Source organism: Pseudomonas sp. 3296 (assembly GCF_031456615.1).
Taxonomy (GTDB): domain Bacteria; phylum Pseudomonadota; class Gammaproteobacteria; order Pseudomonadales; family Pseudomonadaceae; genus Aquipseudomonas; species Aquipseudomonas mucoides.
Genome location: NZ_JAVDUY010000007.1, coordinates 337853 through 357916, shown reverse-complemented (window position 1 = coordinate 357916; position 20064 = coordinate 337853). Strand labels below are relative to the sequence as shown.

Sequence of the window (20064 nt, the reverse complement as noted above, 5' to 3'; positions counted from 1 at the left end):
TTGCGGGGGCTGTGCAAATATATTTCGGGGGATGAGTGTTTCACTCATGAAACACAATCCCTGTAACAGCTGCCTAAGGCCGCGTTCGACTGCGAAGCGGTCGCGCTTTTTAGATCCTGCGACTGCTGCGCACTCAAACGCAGCCTCGCAGGCTCGACAGCGGCTACTTAGCGATTCGCCAGACCCGTGCGATGTCGCTCGCGCGATCTTGCAATAACCGTGGCGCCTCGGCGCACGCCTGTTCCAGCGTCATCGGTCCACTGGCCAAGGCAAACGCCGCATCGATGCCGTACTCGTACAAAGCCTGATAACCTTCGCCCAACGTGCCCGCGATCACGATCACCGGCACGCCTTGCTGCCGGGCAATGCGCGCCACGCCGAACGGCGTCTTGCCGCGCAAGGTCTGCGCATCGAAACGCCCTTCGCCGGTAATCACCAGGTCGGCGCCCTGCACCGCTTGCGCCAAGCCGACCAATTCTGCAACCACGTCCACACCGGCCTGGAACTGCGCGCCGAGAAACGCCTTGGCAGCAAATCCCAGACCGCCAGCCGCCCCACTGCCCGGCTCGTCCTTGACGTCGTGACCCAACGCACGCGCACACAGTTCGGCAAAGTGCCCCAGCGCGTTATCCAGTTTCTGGACTTGCTCGGGCGATGCGCCTTTCTGCGGGCCGAAAATCGCCGAAGCGCCGTGAGGGCCGCACAGGGGATTGTTAACGTCGGCAGCAATGTCAAAACGCACGCCGCTCAGGCGCGAATCCATGCCGCTCAGATCAATGCGATCCAGTTGCGCCAACGCCAAACCGCCCGGTGCCAGGGTTTGCCCCTGCGCATCCAGCAACTTCACGCCCAGCGCCTGCATGGTCCCGGCACCACCATCGTTGGTGGCGCTCCCACCAATTGCCAGAATCACCCGTTGCGCACCGGCATCGAGTGCCGCGCGAATGAGCTCCCCGGTGCCGAAGGTGCTGCTGGTGCACGCGTCGCGTTTGCCCGGCGGAACCAGTTGCAGACCACTGGCCTCGGCCATTTCGATGATCGCGGTTTGGTTGTGCGGCAGCCAGCCCCAGGCGGCGTCGATGGTTGCACCGAGTGGACCGCGCACCTTCGTGCGGCGCCATTCGCCTTCGCACGCGGCCAGAATCGATTCGACCGTGCCTTCGCCGCCGTCGGCCATCGGGCATTTGACCAAGTGCGCGTCCGGCCAGACGTCTGCCAGCCCCAATGCAATGGCGTCGGCCACGCCTTGGGCGCTGAGGCTGTCCTTAAACGAATCGGGGGCGATGACGATTTTCATGCGAATTCTCCAGTTCCAATGCGCTCCATGCTGCCAGTAGCCCCAAACAATAACGCCAGTCCGCTGCACAAGCGGGTGTGGCGTTTATTGTTCATTTTCACAAAGCCGTGCAGCTACACACTGAGTTGTAGCAGCTGTCGAGACTGCGAGGCAGCGGCCACAGGGGTTGTGTTCGGTCAGTCGGTTTGGGGCAAAAGCTGGACGCCGAGGTAAAGCGCGAGCATGCCGTCCAGTTTCAGCGGATCAACCCCACTCAACTCCGCAATCCGCTCCATCCGATACCGCAAGCTATTGCGATGAATCCCCAACGCATCGGCACACGCCTGGCTCTGCCCATCGTGATCACACCAGCTGCGCAAGGTCGCCAACAGTTGGCCGTTACTATCCTTGGCGATGACTTTACGCAACGGCTTGAGCAATTCGTCCAGCGCATCGTCGTTACGATGCCGCCACAGCATCACTGGCAGTCGATACCGAGTGAGCGTCAGCAAACGCGAACGCGGCAACACATCGCGCCCATACGCCAGCAAGTCGCCAACCCGCCGGTAGCAGCGCCGCAGCCCCGACAAGCCATCCGCCTGCCCGCCCACAGCAATGCGCAGAATATTCCAGCCCAAGCCGTCGAGTTTTTCCAGCAGTCGATCATTCTCGATCGATTGCGAGGCCGGCCGGCACCACAGCAACGACGACTTCGCCGAACTCACGCACCAACTGTCCGGGTAACGCGAGGTCAGCCAGGCGCTCAGCGCTTCAACGGTTTGCGCCGGGCCGTATTCCAAGCCCAGTTCAAACAGATAAGGCACCCGCGTCATCTGCGGCTTGAGCCCCAATTGCTGCGCCTCATCGAGCAAGCGTGGCGAGTCCCCCGCCTCGCTCAGCAGCAACGCGAGCAGATCGTCACAACGCTGACGCCGCCATTGCTGGTCGGCCTGCTGATTGCGCTGGCCGACCAGCATCTCGGCGGTCATCCGCACCAGCTCGGCGTAGGTACGCAATGGCTCGGGCTCGCCGGTGATGCCGAGCACGCCAATCAAGCGCCCATCCAGCAGCAGCGGCAGGTTGATTCCCGGTTGCACACCCTTGAGATGCATCGCCGTTTGCGCGTCGATTTCCACCACCCGCCCGTTGGCCAGCACCAATTGTGCGCCCTCGTGGCGGGTGTTGATGCGCTCAGGTTCGCCGCTGCCGAGAATCAATCCCTGGCTGTCCATCACGTTGACGTTGTACGGCAGGATGGCCATCGCCCGGTCGACGATGTCCTGGGCCAGGTCGTGATCGAGTTCGAACATAACGGGGATCCTTGAAAACGGGATGGGACGGGTTGTTCACCCGCACAGGCCTTGGTCGCAAACCCTGTGCTCAGGCACAAAGACAACCACCCAAAGCGTGGCCGAGACTCTCTGGGCGATCAACGTTACCCTTGCATCGCAAAAAATCATAATAAAGAGAGAGCCGCCATGTCACAGAGCGCCGCCGCTACCCAGGCCATCGTTGACGAGAAAAACGCCGTCTACAAACGCATTACCCTGCGTTTGATCCCCTTCATCTTCATCTGCTACCTGTTCAACTACCTCGACCGGGTGAACGTTGGATTTGCCAAACTGCAGATGCTCGACGCACTGAAATTCAGCGAAACCGTGTACGGCCTCGGTGCCGGGATTTTCTTTATCGGCTACGTGCTGTGCGGCGTGCCGAGCAACCTGGCCCTGACCAAGTTCGGCCCGCGGCGCTGGATCGCGCTGATGATGATCGTCTGGGGCACGCTCTCGACGTGCCTGTTGTTCGTCACCACTCCGACCGAGTTCTACACCTTGCGCCTGTTCACCGGCGCGGCCGAAGCCGGGTTCTTCCCCGGCGTGGTGCTGTACCTCTCGCAATGGTTCCCGACCTTCCGCCGGGGCCGCATCATGGCGTTGTTCATGTCGGCGATCCCAGTGTCCGGCCTGCTCGGCAGCCCGTTCTCCGGCTGGATCCTCAACCACTTCGCGGCGGGCCAGGGCGGTTTGGCCGGCTGGCAGTGGATGTTCCTGCTGCAAGGCATTCCAACCGTGATCCTTGGCGCCCTCGCCTATTTCCTGTTGAGCGACAGCTACGCCAACGCCAAATGGCTGACCCCGTTCGAGCGCTCGGTACTGGAAGCAGATCACGCTGAAGACCTGGCCAACAAGCCGAAAACCACTACGGATTCTTTGCTGGCGGTGTTCAAGAACCCGGCGATCTGGGCGTTCGGTTTGATCTATTTCTGCATCCAGAGTGGCGTGTACGCGATCAACTTCTGGCTGCCGTCGATCATCAAGAACCTGGGCTTCAGCGATAACCTGGTGATCGGCTGGTTGAGTGCGATTCCGTACCTGTTGGCGGCGGTGTTCATGCTGCTGGTCGGGCGCTCAGCGGACCTGCGCAAGGAACGTCGCTGGCATTTGGTGGTGCCAATGTTGATGGGCGCGGTGGGTCTGCTGATCGCGGTGAACTTCGCGACGACGCCGGCGATTGCGATCCTCGGCCTGACCATCGCCACCATGGGCGCCCTCACCGGCCTGCCGATGTTCTGGCCGGTGCCGACGGCACTTCTGAGCGCGGGTGCGGCGGCGGGTGGTTTGGCGTTGATCAACTCTATGGGGCAAATGGCGGGTTTCCTGAGTCCGTACCTGGTGGGTTGGGTCAAGGACAGCACCGGGTCGACGGATGCCGCTTTGTATTTGTTGGCGGGTGTGATTGTGTGTGGCAGCTTGCTGGCGCTGCGGATGACGCGGACGTTACGGGTGTAAGCCGTTCTACCCCTACAAAAACGGCCCATTCGGGCCGTTTTTAATGTGCGGCGCGTCAGCCGTGCGGGTCGACGTTATCCAGCATCCGGTTCACCGCCAGTTCACCCAGCATGACGGAGTTTTGAATACCGAGCAGGGTGTGGCGCTGTGTGCCGTTTAGTTGCCCGGCGAAATCACTCAACATGACACTGGCTGATGCCAACGTCTCACAGGCGTTGACCAGCAGGGTTTCGTTATCGGTGTCGGGGCCTACGGAATAGATGGTGCTGGGTTTACGTGGGGTGTCTTTGGGGATGACCGGTTTGAGGTAGTAATCGAGGGCGCGGTCGGCGGCAGTGTTGAGTTTTTTGGGATTGGTGGATTCGTAGGGGGAAACGTCGTCGGTGTCGGCTTCTGGTGGATTGGGTGTGATCTTGAACATAGATGAAACTCCAGATATTAAAAGTGGAGCCATCGCCTTCGCTACCAAACGAAGGTGGCGGCCATACGGAGGTTGGTAGACCGGTTATCTGGCAACCCGGCGCGCCCGGAAGCGCCCTACGCATGGCCACCATGTAAACAGAGGACGATAAAAAGTCCCTGTATTAGGTGCGCTATGCGCCGGATAACCGGGCTACCAAACCCGATCGCTGTTTTTCAGCGACGAGCAAACGATAGAGCCCAGCCCCAAGGCGCACAAGCCGGCGGATTCTGGCGCAGTCGTAGGCAACGACGCAAGGTTATGTAGCCTCCAGCCCCATCCCTCCCGACTGTTTAAACAATACTGTTTATTGCCACGGGCTCATTCCTACACTGGCTCCACCATTGAGCTGATATTCCGATTGCTCCCAACGACGGTTCTGGTATTTGATTGAGGCCTTTCTCCCACCGGTAAAAGGATTTCCTCATGAGCTATCGCACGCTGGGTCATTCGGGTTTACAGGTCTCTACCCTGACCCTGGGCACCATGATGTTCGGCGAACAGACCAGCACCGAAGATTCCCTGCGGATCATCGACAAGGCCTGGGACCAGGGCATCAACTTCATCGACACCGCCGATGTTTACACCGGTGGTCGTTCCGAAGAGATCGTTGGCGAAGCGATTGCCGGCAATCGCCATGAATGGGTGCTGGCGACCAAGGTTGGCTTCGGCCCGGTGGACGGTGTGCCGAACCGCAGCGGCTTGAGCCGCAAACACCTGTTCAACGGCATCGACGCCAGCCTGACCCGCTTGGGCACCGACTACCTCGACATCTATTACCTGCACCGCGAAGACCACAACACGCCGCTGGAAGTGACCGTGTCGGCGATGGGCGATCTGATTCGTCAGGGCAAGGTCCGTTATTGGGGTTTGTCCAACTACCGTGGCTGGCGCATTGCCGAGGTGATCCGTGTGGCCGATCAACTGGGCGTCGACCGGCCAGTGATCAGCCAACCGCTGTACAACATCGTCAACCGCCAGGCGGAAACCGAGCAAATCACTGCCGCCCACAATTATGGTCTGGGTGTTGTGCCTTACAGCCCGTTGGCGCGAGGTGTGCTCAGCGGCAAATATGCGCCGGATGTGAAGCCGGACGCCGATAGCCGCGCCGGGCGTGCCGACAAACGCATTCTGGAAACCGAATGGCGGGTTGAGTCGTTGCGCATTGCCCAGCAGATTCAGCAGTACACACAAGAACGTGGCGTGGGGATTGTCGAGTTTGCGATTGCCTGGGTGCTGAACAACGGCGCCGTCACTTCAGCGATTGTCGGGCCGCGTACCGAGGAACAGTGGGACGCGTACACCAAGGCGCAAGCGGTGAAGATTACAGCGGAGGATGAGGCGTTCATTGATTCGCTGGTGGTGCCAGGGCATTCATCGACGCCGGGGTTTAATGACGTGAGCCATTTTGTGTCGGGCCGTAAACCCCGCAATACCTGAAGCAACACACAGCCCCTGTGTGCGAGCCTGCTCGCGAAAGCGGTGTGTCAGTCGGCATCAGTGTTGATTGATCCATCGCCTTCGCGAGCAGGCTCGTTCCCACAGTTGATCGGTGTTGATCAGTAGGTCAGTGTTTAGATTGAAAACCACGTATCCTCTGCGCCCCGTTTCACCTTCAACCTCGCGAGGGCAGTTTGTCTAAAGGTATCGCTTTATCGGTGTCGGCCTCGGTGCTGTTTGCCGTCATGTACTACTACACGTCGTTGCTCACGCCCTTGAGCGGCGTGGAAATTTTCGGCTGGCGCATGCTGCTGACTGTGCCCTGCATGACCGTGTTCATGGTGGTGTCCGGCGAGTGGACGCGCGTGGTGGAGATTGTCCGGCGCGCCATGGCGAATCCGAAACTGATCGCCGCCCTGATCGCCTCCTCGGCCCTGCTTGGCGTGCAACTCTGGCTGTTCATGTGGGCGCCGCTCAACGGCTACAGCCTGGACGTATCACTGGGGTATTTCCTGCTCCCGCTGACCATGGTGCTGACCGGGCGAATCGCCTACGGCGAACGTCTGTCCTACCTGCAAAAGGTCGCCGTGGTACTGGCCTGCCTCGGCGTGATCAATGAGGTGTATCAGGTCGGTGGTTTTTCCTGGGCGACGTTGCTGGTGTGCATTGGCTATCCCACCTATTTCATCGTGCGCAAGCGCCTGGCCTCGGACAACCTCGGCGGCCTGTGGCTGGACATGGCGTTGACGCTGCCGGTGGCATTCTGGTTTGTGCAAAGTGGCGAGCAAGGCTTCGGCGTGTTCGATCAACACCCGTGGCTGTCGCTGTTGATCCCGATCCTGGGGGTGCTCAGCGCGTCGGCATTGGTGGTCTACATCATCGCCAGCCGCTTGTTGCCGTTCAGTCTTTTCGGGTTGTTGAGTTACGTCGAGCCGGTGTTGTTGCTGGGTGTGGCGTTGCTGCTTGGGGAAAGCATCAAGCCTGGGGAATGGTTGACCTATATTCCGATCTGGTTGGCGGTGGTGGTGCTGGTGTTCGAAGGCTTCAAACACCTGATGCGACAACACCGCCCTTAAACCCAACCCAAAACAAATGTGGGAGCAGACTCGCTCCCACAGTTGTTTAGTGGTGTGCCGGGTTATTCGGTGGCGAGCACGCCACGACGAACCTGGTCGCGTTCGATCGACTCAAACAGCGCCTTGAAGTTGCCTTCGCCGAAACCATCGTCGCCTTTACGCTGGATGAATTCGAAGAACACCGGCCCCATCAGGGTTTCCGAGAAAATCTGCAACAACAGGCGCTTGTCACCCGACTCGGACGAACCGTCCAACAGAATGCCCCGCGCTTGCAGTTGATCCACCGGCTCGCCGTGGTTTGGCAAACGGCCTTCGAGCATTTCGTAATACGTTTCCGGTGGCGCGGTCATGAAGCGCATGCCGATGCTTTTCAGGTGATCCCAGGTCTTGATCAAGTCGTCGGACAGGAACGCAACGTGCTGGATGCCTTCGCCGTTGAACTGCATCAGGAACTCTTCGATCTGCCCGGCGCCCTTGGACGACTCTTCGTTCAGCGGGATGCGGATCATGCCGTCCGGTGCGGTCATGGCATTGGAGGTCAGGCCGGTGTATTCGCCCTTGATGTCGAAGTAACGAATTTCGCGGAAGTTGAACAGTTTCTCGTAGAAGTTGGCCCAGTAGGCCATGCGACCGCGATACACATTGTGGGTCAGGTGATCGATGATTTTCAGGCCGGCACCGACCGGGTTCCGGTCCACACCTTCGATAAACACGAAGTCGATGTCATAGATCGAACTGCCTTCGCCGAAACGGTCGATCAGGTACAGCGGCGCGCCGCCAATGCCTTTGATCGCCGGCAGGTTCAGTTCCATCGGGCCGGTTTCGATGTGGATCGGCTGGGCGCCGATTTCCAGTGCGCGCTTGTAGGCGAGCTGCGAATCCTTGACGCGGAACGCCATGCCGCACACCGACGGGCCGTGTTCAGCCGCGAAGTACGAAGCAACGCTGTGCGGTTCGTTGTTGAGGATCAGGTTGATCGCGCCCTGGCGATAAAGGTGCACGTCCTTGGAGCGGTGGGTCGCCACCTTGGTGAAGCCCATGATCTCGAAGATCGGCTCCAGGGTATTCGGGGTTGGCGATGCGAACTCGATGAACTCAAAGCCCATCAGGCCCATTGGGTTTTCGTATAAATCTGCCATTTTGGCGCCTCATCATGCTTTTAGAATTAACAGTCAAAAAGTGTTAGTTGCTAGCAATGCTGAGACCGGCGGGTGGCGCACAGGAGATGCCCCGCACGCTGCGGGCGAGGAAGTCACCGTAGATCAATTGAAACCCAAAACTCTTCATTGTCGACCCAAGGCTCTTGCGGGCGAGGCTTCTGCTGCCAGAAGACGTTTATTATTGTATGCGTAACCCGATTCTACACAGCGTAAATCGGTTTGTCCGCCTTCTGTATCAAATCCCCTTTTCCCCTACTCGCGCAAGGGGTTTATTACAGAGGAAAATTCCCGCCAGAATCAACACGCCGCCAAGGCACATCGCCAGTGTCAACGGCTCGCCCAGCAACAGTGCGCCGAGGATGACGGCGGTCAACGGGTTCAAGGCAATGAATACTCCTGAACGCGTCGCGCCGATCTGGCGGATGCCGTCGTAATAACCAATGTAGGCCAGCGCCGAACCCAAAACCCCGAGGTACATCAGGCTCAGCCATTGTTGCGGACCGAGGCTGACCAGCGCGCTGACACTCAGTTCACCGCGCACGGCACTGGTCACCCAGAGCATCACCGTACCCAGCAGAATCGAATACGTCACCGTCTGCACCGGCCCCAGCGAATGATTCAGCTCTTCAGAGAAAAGCGAGTAAATCCCCCATCCCAGCACGCAGCCGAAAATCAGTAGGTCACCGATCGAGGCATCGGCATCGCCGGCCAATAGCTGCGGGTTACGACTGGCAATCACCCCACACGCCCCGGCAATACAGATCGCAATACCGAAGACTTTCGCCCGACTCAAACGCTCTTTGAATATCAGCCATGAAGCTAGACCGATCACTGCCGGGTTCAGCGCAACGATCAACGAGGCCCGCGAGGCGTTGATGTAATGCAGCCCATAAAAGAAGCACAGGTTATAGAAGAAGATCCCGAAGAACCCCAGCAGCGCCAATCGCAGCCATTGTTGCGGGTTCGGCCGGATCAACGGGATTCGGGCCAGCAGCACAAACAGCAACAACGCCGCACTGGCCAGCAGGAACCGCAGACTGGCGGCGAACAAGGGGCTGAGACTGTCGGCCAGGAAACGCCCGGCAACGAACGTCCCGCCCCAAATCATGGTGACGGCGGCGAGTTTCAGATACACCGGAGTGGGCGAAGTGGTTCTTTTCGCAGAGATTGTCATGGAGAAGCAAAACCAGGCCAAGGAAGATGACGTATCATTCGATTAATGACCTATCATCGTAAAATGAGTAAAAGCTCATGACCCTGACTCAACTTGAGATTTTCTCGCTGGTCGCTGAACTGCGCGGTTTCACGGCAGCTGCCAACCGCTTGAGGATTTCGCAGTCGGCGGTGTCTCACGCGCTCAAGTCGTTGGAACAAGAGCTTGGCGTTGAACTGTTGCGGCGGCATCAATCCCAGGTCGAGCTGAGCGATATAGGCCAGCAACTGTTGTTGCGCGCCCGGGCGATGCTCGGGCTGGCCAACACACTGCGCCAGGAAGCGGCCGATGCCCGCGGGATGAAGCGCGGCACGTTGCGCATCGGCTCGTTTGGCCCGACCTCGTCGATCCGCCTGCTGCCCCAGATCCTGCAGCACTACCGCACGGCACATCCAGGCATTGAAGTCCACATCGACGAAGGCCCGGACCGCCAGGTGATTCAATGGCTTGAAGAGCGACGAATCGACATCGGCTTTGTGGTGTTGCCTGAAGATCGCTTCGACACCTTCGCGTTGCTGGAAGACCAAATGGTCGCACTGGTGCCTGCCGATCACACACTGGCCGGTCGTGACGCTCTGAGTTTGAACGATTTGTGTCACGACCCGTTCGTGCTGACTGAGGCAGGCTCATCGGAGCTGGTGTCGCGGCTGTTCAGCGCCGCCCGCCTCATACCGAACATCCGCTACCGCTGCTCACAATTGCTCAGCACGCTAGACACGGTCAGCCGCGGCGATGCGTTGACGGTCGTGGCTGAAAGTTCTCTGCCCGACAACCTCAACAGTCGCTATGTGAGAAAACCACTGTCGCCCCCCGTTATTCGCCAGGTCGGACTGGCAGTACTGGACCAGCGTCAGGCGTCACCCGCCACGCTGGCCTTTATCAAACTGGCCCTCGAGCTGAACGCCCATTGAGCGACATAAGCGCCAAGGGCCAACTATCATGGCCACTATCTGAACTCTTTTGTGAGGCGTGTTGTTGTCCTGCCCGCAGTTGAGAGCCCTGTTTCTGTATGAGAGATTTCGCGAATGCCATTGAGTGCCAAACGCCGTCGCCCGTTGCGCATCCGCATTATGGTGACCCTGCTATGTGGATTGCTCCCGGTGATATTGGGCTTTGGCATTCTCTATATGCAGGCTGAACGGGTTCTCCAGCAAAGCACCCGAGTGACCGCAGACGAAGCCGTGCGCCAGTTCGAACTGATGCTGGACAACACGGCGCAGTCCGCGAGCGAGTTGCTGCCGCTGGCCGGGCAAATCTGCGACGACGTCAAACTGGCCCTGCGTGAACAAGTCACCCGCCGCCCGTTTGTGCGTTCGGCCAGCCTGGTGTGGGACGACAACCTTTATTGCACTTCGTTGTTCGGTGACGCTCAGCAAAAGATCGACGCCAAAGACTATGTGCAAGGTAAGTTGTGGCTCATGAACGGTAACCCTGTCACTCCCGATACGGCGGTGCTGGTGTATCGCCTGAATGAGGGAAAACAGGGGGCGCTGACGACGCTGGACGGCTACCACTTGACTAACGTGCTGCGCCTGATTGGGCGCAAGACAATATTGTTGCTGCAAGTGGGCCCGAACTGGTTGTCGGTCGACGGTAAAGTACACAAAGGCGCCCTGCCCACTTTGCCCTTGGCCGAAAGTGAACTCACGTCCTCGCGCTATGCCTTTTCGGTCGTAGCCGGTTTCCCTGAGGGTGAAAACTGGCGTTACATGGCCAGCGAATACCCGCCGCTGTTCAGCCTGCTGATTTTTTTTGGCGTGGCATCGGGCGCTATCGGGCACGTCTTGCAAAGGCGTTCATGGTCGCCGATTCATGAAATGCAGCGCGCCCTCGCGGCCGAGGAGTTTGTCCCCTGGTTTCAGCCTGTGGTGTATGGCGATACCCGGAAGTGGTCCGGCACCGAAGTGTTAATGCGCTGGAAACACCCCAAGGAAGGTCTGGTGCGGCCCGACCTGTTTATCCCGTTCGCCGAAGATTCCGGGCTGATCGTGCCCATGACCCGTTCGCTCATGCGCCAGACCGCACAGTTGCTGGGGCCTGTTTCTTCCTCGTTCGCCGAGCCCTTTCACATCGGCATCAATATCACCGCCAGCCACTGCAAGGACCTGGAACTGGTCAAGGACTGTCGAGCGTTCCTGAGTGCCTTTGCACCCGGTTCCATTTACCTGGTGCTGGAACTGACCGAGCGCGAACTGATCAAGCCCAGCGACATTACGCTGGAGCTGTTTGAACAACTTCAGGCAATGGGCGTGATGATCGCGATTGACGACTTCGGCACCGGGCACTCCAGCCTGGGTTATCTACGCCAGTTCAACGTGGACTTCCTGAAAATCGACCAGAGTTTCGTGGCCATGATCGGCATCGACGCCCTTTCACGGCATATTCTGGACACCATCATCGAACTCTCGGCCAAGCTCGATCTGGGAATCGTTGCCGAAGGTGTCGAAACCGAAGAACAAAGCGACTATCTGACTGCCCATGGCGTGAACTTCCTGCAAGGTTATCTGTTCGGTCGACCGATGCCCGGCGCTGAATTCATTAACGCATTAACCCACCATTAACTAATGGTTTTATGCGAAGAATCATCGACATCGCGCACCAAATTGAATCAAAAAACTACTGTTGTTACATGAAGAAAACGTCAGGATTTACTCTTGGCCAATTAACTACTACAATTTTTCGTACCTGTGCAAGATGGGCAGGTGAGCCACTATCACCGAGTCGCTTCAAGGCTCTTGGCTTATAGCTTTGTTTGCGGTTGGTATCAGCCAAACACACTATTGGAGTAAAGATATTGTCCAGACTCGCTGAATTTCGTGCAGCTGAAAAGGCCCTTCAGGAACAGCTCAAGCAGCTGGAATCGCTGAAGAATGATGCCGGGCTCAAGAAAGAAATCGAATTCGAAGAAAAGCTCCAGGGGCTGATGAAAACCTACGGCAAAAGCCTGCGTGACATCATCGCCATCCTCGATCCGAACCCGGCAAAATCCGGTCTGCAACAAGCAAAAACACCTAAAACCCGCCGCGCTCGCGTGGTCAAGGTCTATCAGAACCCGCACACCGGTGAACTGATTGAAACCAAGGGCGGCAATCACCGCGGCCTGAAGGCCTGGAAGGAACAATATGGCGCAGCCACTGTTGATTCCTGGCTGCGCGGCTAACAGCTTGCGGTTATAAAAAAGCCCTGCTCATGCAGGGCTTTTTCATGGATACCCACTAAATGCAACGATCTGACGGGATCAACTCGCAACTTACCGATCAACTTTGTGCTTAATGCCTTCGGGTATCTAAAAATGTCGGAAACCGGCAAAATCCACTGGCACGTAAAACCCTGACACTAAAGTTTCAAGCTGTTACGCACCGCCTCGATTTCTTCCTGACTTGCCTTATAAGCCTCGGCCTGCCCCGCGTAAGAAAGAACATAGGCTTTATCGGCATCCACCGCCCCTACCAATGTTTGCGACAGCACGTGTCGCCCATTCTGGGTAATGGTGCAGGTTGTTTCCAGCGCCGACAGACGGCTCAATGTCGCGGGATGTATTTTGTTGCAGACGCTTTGATAGCCGCTTTGAAAGAAGTCTTTCTGCACCGCTTTGCGCATCTCAAGCAAAACGCCCTGTACATTCACTTGATGACCGCTTTCGACTTGCGTCATCGTCAACTCCATGACCATGACTGGCGTGCCGCCTTGATCGTTTTTGACCGCACGCTGACGGGAAACAGCTGAATTGGCCGCATCTGGCGCAAGGGCTTCGACTTCCCAGCCACTGGGCCACGTCACCTGTGGTGACTCGGCATGAGCAATGGCAACCATTGAAAATAGGCCCACCAGGACGAACATCGGCTTACAGAATCGAACCATTGTAATAAACACTCACGAATTGAACCGTAAAGTCTGAGCCTCGTCCGCCTGTCAGGCAATAGCAGACCGTTTGGGTTTGGTGATGTCAGAGCCCTTGCGTATCATTGCGAACATTCGTTAGCCCCACTTATTTTCCGGAGGGCCCATGAGCCTGCACGAATTGAACACCTTCCCAGGCGTCACCGCCCAGCCTGACACCGCCACTCAGAAGTTCGTCTTCAACCACACCATGCTGCGGGTCAAGGACATCACCAAGTCTCTGGACTTCTACACACGCATCCTCGGTTTCTCGCTGGTGGAAAAACGCGATTTCCCGGAAGCGGAATTCAGCCTGTATTTCCTCGCACTGGTCGACAAGAACCAGATCCCGGCCGACGCGACCGCCCGCACCGAGTGGATGAAGTCGATCCCTGGCATTCTCGAACTGACCCACAACCACGGCACCGAGAACGACCCTGACTTCGCTTACCACAACGGCAACACTGACCCGCGTGGTTTTGGTCATATCTGCATCTCCGTGCCGGACATCCGCGCGGCGTGCGAACGTTTTGAAGCGCTGGGCTGCGATTTTCAGAAGCGCTTGAATGACGGGCGCATGAAGAGCCTGGCCTTCATCAAGGACCCGGATGCTTACTGGGTGGAAATCATCCAGCCTGCTCCGCTTTAACCTTCACCAAACTCACTCCTACAATTTGGAATGTGTGAAGCACAAAAAACCCCATGATCACTCATGGGGTTTTGTGTTTTCAGCGGCGGCGTCTATGCCGGGGCCGAGGTCCGGATCAGGTGATCGAATGCGCTCAGGGAAGCCTTGGCACCCTCGCCCACCGCAATAACGATCTGCTTGTACGGCACGGTGGTCACGTCACCGGCAGCAAAGACGCCCGGTATCGAGGTTTCACCGCGAGCATCGACGATGATCTCGCCACGAGGCGACAACTCGATGGCGCCCTTGAGCCAATCGGTGTTAGGCAGCAAACCGATCTGCACGAAGATGCCTTCGAGGTTGACCGTGTTGAACTCACCCGCATCGCGATCCTTGTAGACCAGACCGGTCACCTTCTGACCATCACCTTTCACTTCACTGGTCAAAGCACTGGTGATGACGGTGACGTTCGGCAAGCTGAACAGCTTGCGTTGCAACACCGCATCGGCACGCAGCTTGCTGTCGAACTCCAGCAGCGTGACGTGACTGACGATACCGGCCAGGTCGATGGCCGCTTCAACGCCGGAGTTACCGCCACCGATCACTGCCACACGCTTGCCCTTGAACAGCGGGCCGTCGCAGTGCGGGCAGAAACAGACGCCTTTGGCTTTGTATTCCTGCTCGCCCGGCACGCCCATTTCACGCCAGCGCGCACCTGTGGCGAGAATCAGCGCCTTGGTTTTCAGTGTGGCACCGCTTTCGAAACGGACTTCGTGCAACTCACCGGGATTTTTCGCCGGGATCAGCGCGGTGGCGCGTTGCAGGTTCATGATATCGACGTCGTATTGCTTGACGTGTTCTTCGAGCGCGCTGGCCAGTTTCGGCCCTTCGGTTTCCTGCACGGAGATGAAGTTTTCGATGGCCATGGTGTCGAGCACCTGCCCACCAAAACGCTCTGCCGCCACGCCGGTGCGAATGCCTTTACGCGCCGCGTAGATGGCAGCTGCAGCACCCGCTGGACCACCGCCGACGATCAAGACATCGAAGGCGTCCTTGGCGCTGAGTTTCTCGGCTTGACGCTCGATGCCGCTGGTGTCCAGCTTGGCAAGAATTTCTTCCAGGCCCATGCGGCCCTGGCCAAAGTTCACGCCATTCAGATAAACACTGGGCACCGCCATGATTTGGCGTTGATCGACTTCGGCCTGGAACAGCGCGCCATCAATGGCGACGTGGCGGATGTTGGGGTTCAACACGGCCATCAGGTTCAGCGCCTGGACCACGTCCGGGCAGTTCTGGCAGGACAGCGAGAAGTAAGTTTCGAAGCTGAACTCGCCTTTGAGTGAGCGAATCTGTTGGATCACTTCAACACTGGCCTTCGAAGGGTGGCCGCCGACTTGCAGTAGCGCCAACACCAACGAGGTGAATTCGTGGCCCATCGGGAGGCCGGCAAAGCGCAGGCTGATGTCGCCCCCCGGGCGATTGATCGAGAACGATGGTTTGCGTGCGTCATCACCGTTATCGAGCAAGGTAATGTGTGTGGAAAGACTGGCAACGTCTTTCAACAATTCAAGCATTTCCTGGGATTTCGCACCGTCGTCGAGGGAGGCAATGATCTCGATCGGCTGGGTGACCCGTTCCAGGTACGATTTCAACTGGGCTTTAAGATTGGCGTCCAACATACGGGCGATTTCCTTTCTGGTACTTCATAAAAAACAGGCATAAAAAAACGCCCGAGCGAATCTCGCCCGAGCGTTTTTGAGGGCGGTTGCAGCTTACTGAGTAGGTGCGGCGTACCGCCCTGTTGAAGCGTTCACAGACTTAGATCTTGCCAACCAGGTCCAGGGACGGCGCCAGAGTGGCCTCGCCTTCTTTCCATTTGGCTGGGCAAACCTGGCCTGGGTGAGCAGCAACGTACTGGGCAGCCTTGATCTTGCGCAGCAGCTCGGAAGCGTCACGGCCAACGCCGCCATCGTTCAGTTCAACGATTTTGATCTGGCCTTCAGGGTTGATCACGAAGGTGCCACGGTCAGCCAGGCCTGCGTCTTCGATCAGCACGTCGAAGTTGCGGGAGATGGCGTGAGTCGGGTCGCCAATCATGGTGTACTGGATCTTGCCGATGGCTGGCGAAGTGTTGTGCCAGGCAGCGTGGGCAAAGTGGGTATCGGTGGAAACACTGTAGATTTCGACGCCCAGTTTCTGGAATGCGTCGTAGTTGTCAGCCAGGTCTTCCAGTTCGGTTGGGCAAACGAAGGTGAAGTCAGCCGGGTAGAAGAAAACGACAGACCATTTGCCTTTCAGGTCAGCGTCGGACACTTTTACGAAGTCGCCATTTTTGAAGGCGTCAGCTTTGAACGGTTTAACTTGGCTGTTGATGATAGGCATCGATGACTCTCCGTCAGGGTTGAAAAGTTGGGTTAACAAGTTGATGGGTGAATCCTACCCACTCGATCCCCGGATGGCTCATTGGCAAACCTCATGCTGCTGATTTGTTTTCGCTATTAGCCGACAGTATTAATAGAAGAAAACGTGATCTACAGCGCCAGCGGCTTTTCCGCGAGTCGGGCCATACCCAGAAACGGGCTCGCTTCAACATAGCGCATGGCGGACTTCATATCCTTCCAGCCCACGTAACTCATCAACGACTTCAAGTCCCAACCACTCTGATGGGCCCAACTGGCAAAGCCACGGCGCAGGGAGTGACTGGTGTAGTGCTCGGCTGGAATGCCGGCGCGCTCCAGGGCCTGGCGCAGTAGCGGGATGACGCTGTTGGCGTGCAACCCCTCCTCGCTCAGATGCCCCCAGCGGTCGATGCCTCGAAACACCGGGCCGCGAACCAACGCGGCTTCGGTGATCCACTGGATGTAAGCGTTCACTGGGCAAAGACGCTGCAAGGCTGGGGTTTGATAGGTCTTGCCAAGGTTCTCGCGGTCGCTCTTGGTGCGCGGCAAATAGAGCGTGATGCCCGAACTGGCGACGGCCTGAACGTGCTCGATCTGTACACGGCACAGCTCATCACTGCGAAACCCGCGCCAGAATCCCAGGAGGATCAGCGCCATGTCGCGCCGCGCCCGCAGGAGCGCTGGTCGATCCTGCTGCGCCTTGGCTGCTGCCGCTTCTTTTTCCAACCAGGCAACCACCTGTTCCAGATGTTGCAGCTGCAACGGTTCGGCCTGTTTTTCCTGGGCCGGGTGCAACGCGCGAATCCCCTTGAACACCTTGCGTACCACCGGCGCCTTGGTCGGATCAGGAAATCCCTGACTGTGGTGCCACTGCGCCAGCGCCGACAGACGCAACTTCAGCGTATTGATCGACAACTCCCCCGCATACGCCACCAGATAGCGCGCGACGCTGTCGGCGGTGGCCGGCAGAAACCCGCCCCACGTGACTTCGAAATGCTCAATGGCAGCCCGGTAGCTGCGCCGGGTGTTGTCGCGCGTGGCGGCCTGTAGGTATCGATCCAGCTCGGTCATCGGCTCAACTCTCTAAAACGTACCGCGTTGGCGGGTGCAATCGTGCCGCGCGGCTCATCACACGGGGTAATACCAGTATATCCCGCATGACAAACTGACATCATTTATCTTTATTTTTCAGATGGTACACTGCGTACTTTAGTGGCATGTACCACAGTACGAAATCGTAGGAGAACTCATGGCTCGTGGCGGCGTAAATAAAGCAGTGGTGCAAGCGGCACGATTGGCGATCCTCGCCCGCGGCGAAAACCCAAGCATCGATGCAGTACGGATCGAAATGGGCAACACCGGCTCGAAAACCACGATCCATCGCTACCTGAAGGAACTGGATGACGGCCGTGAACGGGCCGAAGCTGTGGCAGAACCCATCGATGACGAACTGGCGGATCTGGTGTCGCGCCTGGCCCAACGCCTGAAAGAGAAGGCCCAGGAACCGATCGACCAGGCTCGCGAGCAGTTCGACCAGCAGCGCAAAACACTGGAAAGCCAGCTTTCAGAAGCCCAGGAAGCCAATACCGAATTGCATCAGCAGTACGAGATGCAAAGCCTGGCACTGACCCAGGAATCCGAATCGCTACAAGAAACCCGCTCCATGCTGCAAACCGAGCAAACCCGCAATGCCGGGTTGAATCAGGCACTGGCCGGTTTCGAATTGCGCTTGCAGGACAAGGACGAGCAGATTCGCTCACTGGAAGAAAAGCACCTGCACGCCCGCGAGGCCCTGGAGCACTACCGCAACGCCGTCAAGGAACAGCGCGAGCAGGAACAAGGCCGCCACGAAAGCCAGGTGCAGCAGATTCAAATGGAGCTGCGTCAGGCACAGCAAAGCGCGATGGTGCGTCAGGACGAGATCACTCAGCTGCACCGCGACAATGAGCGTTTGTTCACTGAAAACCGTGGCTCCCAGAGGGAGCTGAGCCTGTTGCAGGATCAACTCAAGCACACCAATAGCCGGCAGGATCAACTGCTGGAACAGGTCAACCGCATCGACAGCGAACGCACCCTCCTCCAGGAACGCTTGCGCGTCGCCCTGCTGGAAAGTCAGTCGCTGAAACAGAGCGTCGACGAGCAGTCGCAGGCTAATAAAGCGCTGGAAATTGAATTACTCAAGACTCAGGCGAGCCTCGATGAAAGCATGCGCCTGGCGGCTGCTGTTGCAACAGCGCCAGACGCAGCCAAGGACGATTAACCGGCGACAGGCGTACGCATGGTGACGAACTCTTCGGCGGCCGTCGGGTGCACGCCGATGGTTTCGTCGAAATCGCGCTTGGTCGCCCCTGCCTTCAAGGCAATCGCCAAGCCCTGGACGATCTCGCCGGCATCCGGCCCGACCATGTGGCAGCCCAACACCTTGTCAGTCTTGGCATCCACCACCAGCTTCATCAGCGTGCGCTCCTGGCACTCAGTCAGGGTCAGCTTCATCGGGCGGAAACGGCTTTCGTAGATCGCCACCTCGTGGCCGGCTTCGCGAGCGTCTTCCTCGCTCAAGCCAACGGTGCCAATGTTCGGCAGGCTGAACACGGCGGTCGGAATCATCTTGTAATCCACCGGGCGGTATTGCTCCGGCTTGAACAAGCGTCGAGCCACAGCCATGCCTTCGGCCAGGGCGACCGGCGTCAGCTGAACACGACCGATCACATCGCCGAGCGCCAGGATCGACGACTCAGCCGTCTGATACTGCTCATCGACCTCGACAAAGCCTTTCTTATCGAGTTTGACGCCGGTGTTTTCAAGCCCGAGGTTGTCGAGCATCGGGCGCCGGCCAGTCGCGTAGAACACGCAATCCGCTTCAAGCTCGCGACCATCCTTGAGTGCCACCCTCAGACTGCCATCAGGCTGCTTGTCGATACGTTCAATGTCGGAGTTGAACTGCAGGTCCATGCCACGCTTAGTCAATTCTTCCTGCAAATGCTTGCGCACCGCGCCATCGAAACCGCGCAAGAACAACTCACCGCGGTACAGCAACGTGGTCTTGGCACCCAACCCGTGGAAGATACCGGCGAACTCAACGGCAATGTAACCACCGCCCACCACCAGAACGCGCTTCGGCAGTTCCTTGAGGAAAAACGCCTGGTTGGAGCTGATTGCATGCTCGTGCCCCGGAATTTCCGGGATCTGCGGCCAGCCACCTGTCGCAATCAGGATGTTTTTAGCGGTATGGCGTTCGCCATTGATCTCGACCGTGTGCGGATCGACGATTTTGGCGTGGCCTTCATGCAAGGTCACGCCGCTGCTGACCAGCAAGTTGCGATAAATGCCATTCAGGCGATTGATCTCGCGGTCCTTGTTGGCGATCAGCGTGGCCCAATCAAACTGCGCCTCTGAGAGCGTCCAGCCAAAACCGGAAGACTGCTCGAAGTCTTCGGCGAAGTGCGCACCGTAGACGAGCAATTTCTTCGGCACACAACCGACGTTCACGCAAGTACCGCCCAGATAGCGGCTCTCGGCCACGGCCACTTTTGCGCCAAACCCAGCGGAAAACCGTGCAGCTCGAACACCACCGGAACCGGCACCAATCACGTACAAATCAAAATCAAAGGCCATTTTCAATCTCCTCGGCAGTCCACAAGCATACCCGCAGACGTTCGCCGGGCAAGTGTTGCAAACGATATGGGGCCAGAAAATGAAAAAGCCACCCGAAGGTGGCTTTTCAACACAAGCGGATCAACAGTT

The 20064-nt window shown here is 58.0% G+C and carries 18 protein-coding genes; 8 read left to right on the top strand and 10 right to left on the bottom strand.

The genetic code is table 11. The features are described 5' to 3' along the window. Positions 1-163: 163 nt before the first annotated feature. A complete protein-coding gene (locus J2X66_RS20995; RefSeq protein WP_310267935.1) occupies positions 164-1297 on the bottom strand; it encodes a glycerate kinase in 1134 nt (377 codons plus the stop codon). 176 nt (positions 1298-1473) lie between these two features. Continuing rightward, positions 1474-2586 (bottom strand): sugar diacid recognition domain-containing protein, encoded by a 1113-nt coding sequence (locus J2X66_RS20990; RefSeq protein ID WP_310267933.1) that lies wholly within the window; start codon positions 2584-2586, stop codon positions 1474-1476. Between the two features lie 168 nt (positions 2587-2754). Here J2X66_RS20990 and J2X66_RS20985 point away from each other — a divergent pair, with 168 nt between their 5' ends. Continuing rightward, the gene (locus J2X66_RS20985) at positions 2755-4065 is read left to right on the top strand and encodes an MFS transporter (protein WP_310267930.1); all 1311 of its coding nucleotides are present in this window, start codon (positions 2755-2757) and stop codon (positions 4063-4065) included. Between the two features lie 55 nt (positions 4066-4120). Here J2X66_RS20985 and J2X66_RS20980 read toward each other — a convergent pair whose 3' ends face one another. Next, on the bottom strand, positions 4121-4486 hold the full coding sequence (locus tag J2X66_RS20980; protein ID WP_310267927.1) for a DUF6124 family protein: 366 nt from the start codon (positions 4484-4486) through the stop codon (positions 4121-4123). Between the two features lie 465 nt (positions 4487-4951). Here J2X66_RS20980 and J2X66_RS20975 point away from each other — a divergent pair, with 465 nt between their 5' ends. Next, positions 4952-5965, top strand: a complete 1014-nt coding sequence (locus J2X66_RS20975; RefSeq protein ID WP_310267924.1) for an aldo/keto reductase — start codon at positions 4952-4954, stop codon at positions 5963-5965. Between the two features lie 194 nt (positions 5966-6159). Next, a complete protein-coding gene (gene rarD, locus J2X66_RS20970; protein ID WP_310267920.1) occupies positions 6160-7041 on the top strand; it encodes an EamA family transporter RarD in 882 nt (293 codons plus the stop codon). Between the two features lie 62 nt (positions 7042-7103). Here the strand turns inward: rarD and hppD are convergent, their stop codons facing one another. Both hppD and J2X66_RS20960 read right to left on the bottom strand, forming a co-directional pair. After that, positions 7104-8180 (bottom strand): 4-hydroxyphenylpyruvate dioxygenase, encoded by a 1077-nt coding sequence (gene hppD, locus J2X66_RS20965; protein ID WP_310267918.1) that lies wholly within the window; start codon positions 8178-8180, stop codon positions 7104-7106. 256 nt (positions 8181-8436) lie between these two features. Continuing rightward, entirely contained in the window at positions 8437-9375 is a 939-nt protein-coding gene (locus tag J2X66_RS20960; RefSeq protein WP_310267915.1) for an EamA family transporter, read from the bottom strand. Between the two features lie 77 nt (positions 9376-9452). On the opposite strand from J2X66_RS20960, the gene J2X66_RS20955 reads away from it, so the two are divergent. From J2X66_RS20955 to J2X66_RS20945, 3 genes are all read left to right on the top strand, one after another. Continuing rightward, positions 9453-10325 carry a LysR family transcriptional regulator gene (locus J2X66_RS20955; protein ID WP_310267911.1) on the top strand — a complete coding sequence of 291 codons (873 nt, stop codon included), beginning with the start codon at positions 9453-9455 and terminating at the stop codon, positions 10323-10325. Between the two features lie 114 nt (positions 10326-10439). Beyond that, entirely contained in the window at positions 10440-11975 is a 1536-nt protein-coding gene (locus J2X66_RS20950; RefSeq protein ID WP_310267909.1) for an EAL domain-containing protein, read from the top strand. A 233-nt stretch (positions 11976-12208) separates the two neighbouring features. Further along, the gene (locus J2X66_RS20945) at positions 12209-12574 is read left to right on the top strand and encodes a histone-like nucleoid-structuring protein, MvaT/MvaU family (RefSeq protein ID WP_027922999.1); all 366 of its coding nucleotides are present in this window, start codon (positions 12209-12211) and stop codon (positions 12572-12574) included. A 176-nt stretch (positions 12575-12750) separates the two neighbouring features. Here the strand turns inward: J2X66_RS20945 and J2X66_RS20940 are convergent, their stop codons facing one another. Further along, a complete protein-coding gene (locus J2X66_RS20940; protein ID WP_405046796.1) occupies positions 12751-13254 on the bottom strand; it encodes a DUF4946 domain-containing protein in 504 nt (167 codons plus the stop codon). Between the two features lie 166 nt (positions 13255-13420). Here J2X66_RS20940 and gloA point away from each other — a divergent pair, with 166 nt between their 5' ends. Continuing rightward, the gene (gene gloA, locus J2X66_RS20935; RefSeq protein ID WP_310267899.1) at positions 13421-13942 is read left to right on the top strand and encodes a lactoylglutathione lyase; all 522 of its coding nucleotides are present in this window, start codon (positions 13421-13423) and stop codon (positions 13940-13942) included. A 92-nt stretch (positions 13943-14034) separates the two neighbouring features. Here gloA and ahpF read toward each other — a convergent pair whose 3' ends face one another. The 3 genes from ahpF to J2X66_RS20920 all read right to left on the bottom strand — a co-directional run bounded on the left by ahpF (position 14035) and on the right by J2X66_RS20920 (position 17391). Further along, positions 14035-15600: an alkyl hydroperoxide reductase subunit F gene (gene ahpF / locus J2X66_RS20930; RefSeq protein ID WP_310267896.1), complete on the bottom strand. Its 1566-nt coding sequence runs from the start codon at positions 15598-15600 to the stop codon at positions 14035-14037. Positions 15601-15739: 139 nt separating this feature from the next. Next, entirely contained in the window at positions 15740-16303 is a 564-nt protein-coding gene (ahpC, locus tag J2X66_RS20925) for an alkyl hydroperoxide reductase subunit C (RefSeq protein ID WP_010460707.1), read from the bottom strand. A 149-nt stretch (positions 16304-16452) separates the two neighbouring features. Further along, positions 16453-17391, bottom strand: coding sequence for a site-specific integrase (locus tag J2X66_RS20920; protein ID WP_310267891.1), 939 nt, complete (start codon positions 17389-17391; stop codon positions 16453-16455). Between the two features lie 178 nt (positions 17392-17569). Here J2X66_RS20920 and J2X66_RS20915 point away from each other — a divergent pair, with 178 nt between their 5' ends. Then, entirely contained in the window at positions 17570-18580 is a 1011-nt protein-coding gene (locus tag J2X66_RS20915) for a DNA-binding protein (RefSeq protein ID WP_310267888.1), read from the top strand. On the opposite strand, the gene gorA is transcribed toward J2X66_RS20915, so the two are convergent. After that, positions 18577-19935: a glutathione-disulfide reductase gene (gene gorA / locus J2X66_RS20910; RefSeq protein ID WP_310267885.1), complete on the bottom strand. Its 1359-nt coding sequence runs from the start codon at positions 19933-19935 to the stop codon at positions 18577-18579. The two genes, J2X66_RS20915 and gorA, sit on opposite strands and share 4 nt — an antisense overlap. Between the last annotated feature and the right edge of the window lie 129 nt (positions 19936-20064).

Coding starts and splice junctions, on each gene's coding strand:
- J2X66_RS20995 (WP_310267935.1), bottom strand. CDS start 1,297: ATGAAAATCGTCATCGCCCCCGATTCGTTTAAGGACAGCCTCAGCGCC.
- J2X66_RS20990 (WP_310267933.1), bottom strand. CDS start 2,586: ATGTTCGAACTCGATCACGACCTGGCCCAGGACATCGTCGACCGGGCG.
- J2X66_RS20985 (WP_310267930.1), top strand. CDS start 2,755: ATGTCACAGAGCGCCGCCGCTACCCAGGCCATCGTTGACGAGAAAAAC.
- J2X66_RS20980 (WP_310267927.1), bottom strand. CDS start 4,486: ATGTTCAAGATCACACCCAATCCACCAGAAGCCGACACCGACGACGTT.
- J2X66_RS20975 (WP_310267924.1), top strand. CDS start 4,952: ATGAGCTATCGCACGCTGGGTCATTCGGGTTTACAGGTCTCTACCCTG.
- hppD (WP_310267918.1), bottom strand. CDS start 8,180: ATGGCAGATTTATACGAAAACCCAATGGGCCTGATGGGCTTTGAGTTC.
- J2X66_RS20960 (WP_310267915.1), bottom strand. CDS start 9,375: ATGACAATCTCTGCGAAAAGAACCACTTCGCCCACTCCGGTGTATCTG.
- J2X66_RS20955 (WP_310267911.1), top strand. CDS start 9,453: ATGACCCTGACTCAACTTGAGATTTTCTCGCTGGTCGCTGAACTGCGC.
- J2X66_RS20950 (WP_310267909.1), top strand. CDS start 10,440: ATGCCATTGAGTGCCAAACGCCGTCGCCCGTTGCGCATCCGCATTATG.
- J2X66_RS20940 (WP_405046796.1), bottom strand. CDS start 13,254: ATGTTCGTCCTGGTGGGCCTATTTTCAATGGTTGCCATTGCTCATGCC.
- gloA (WP_310267899.1), top strand. CDS start 13,421: ATGAGCCTGCACGAATTGAACACCTTCCCAGGCGTCACCGCCCAGCCT.
- ahpF (WP_310267896.1), bottom strand. CDS start 15,600: ATGTTGGACGCCAATCTTAAAGCCCAGTTGAAATCGTACCTGGAACGG.
- ahpC (WP_010460707.1), bottom strand. CDS start 16,303: ATGCCTATCATCAACAGCCAAGTTAAACCGTTCAAAGCTGACGCCTTC.
- J2X66_RS20920 (WP_310267891.1), bottom strand. CDS start 17,391: ATGACCGAGCTGGATCGATACCTACAGGCCGCCACGCGCGACAACACC.
- J2X66_RS20915 (WP_310267888.1), top strand. CDS start 17,570: ATGGCTCGTGGCGGCGTAAATAAAGCAGTGGTGCAAGCGGCACGATTG.
- gorA (WP_310267885.1), bottom strand. CDS start 19,935: ATGGCCTTTGATTTTGATTTGTACGTGATTGGTGCCGGTTCCGGTGGT.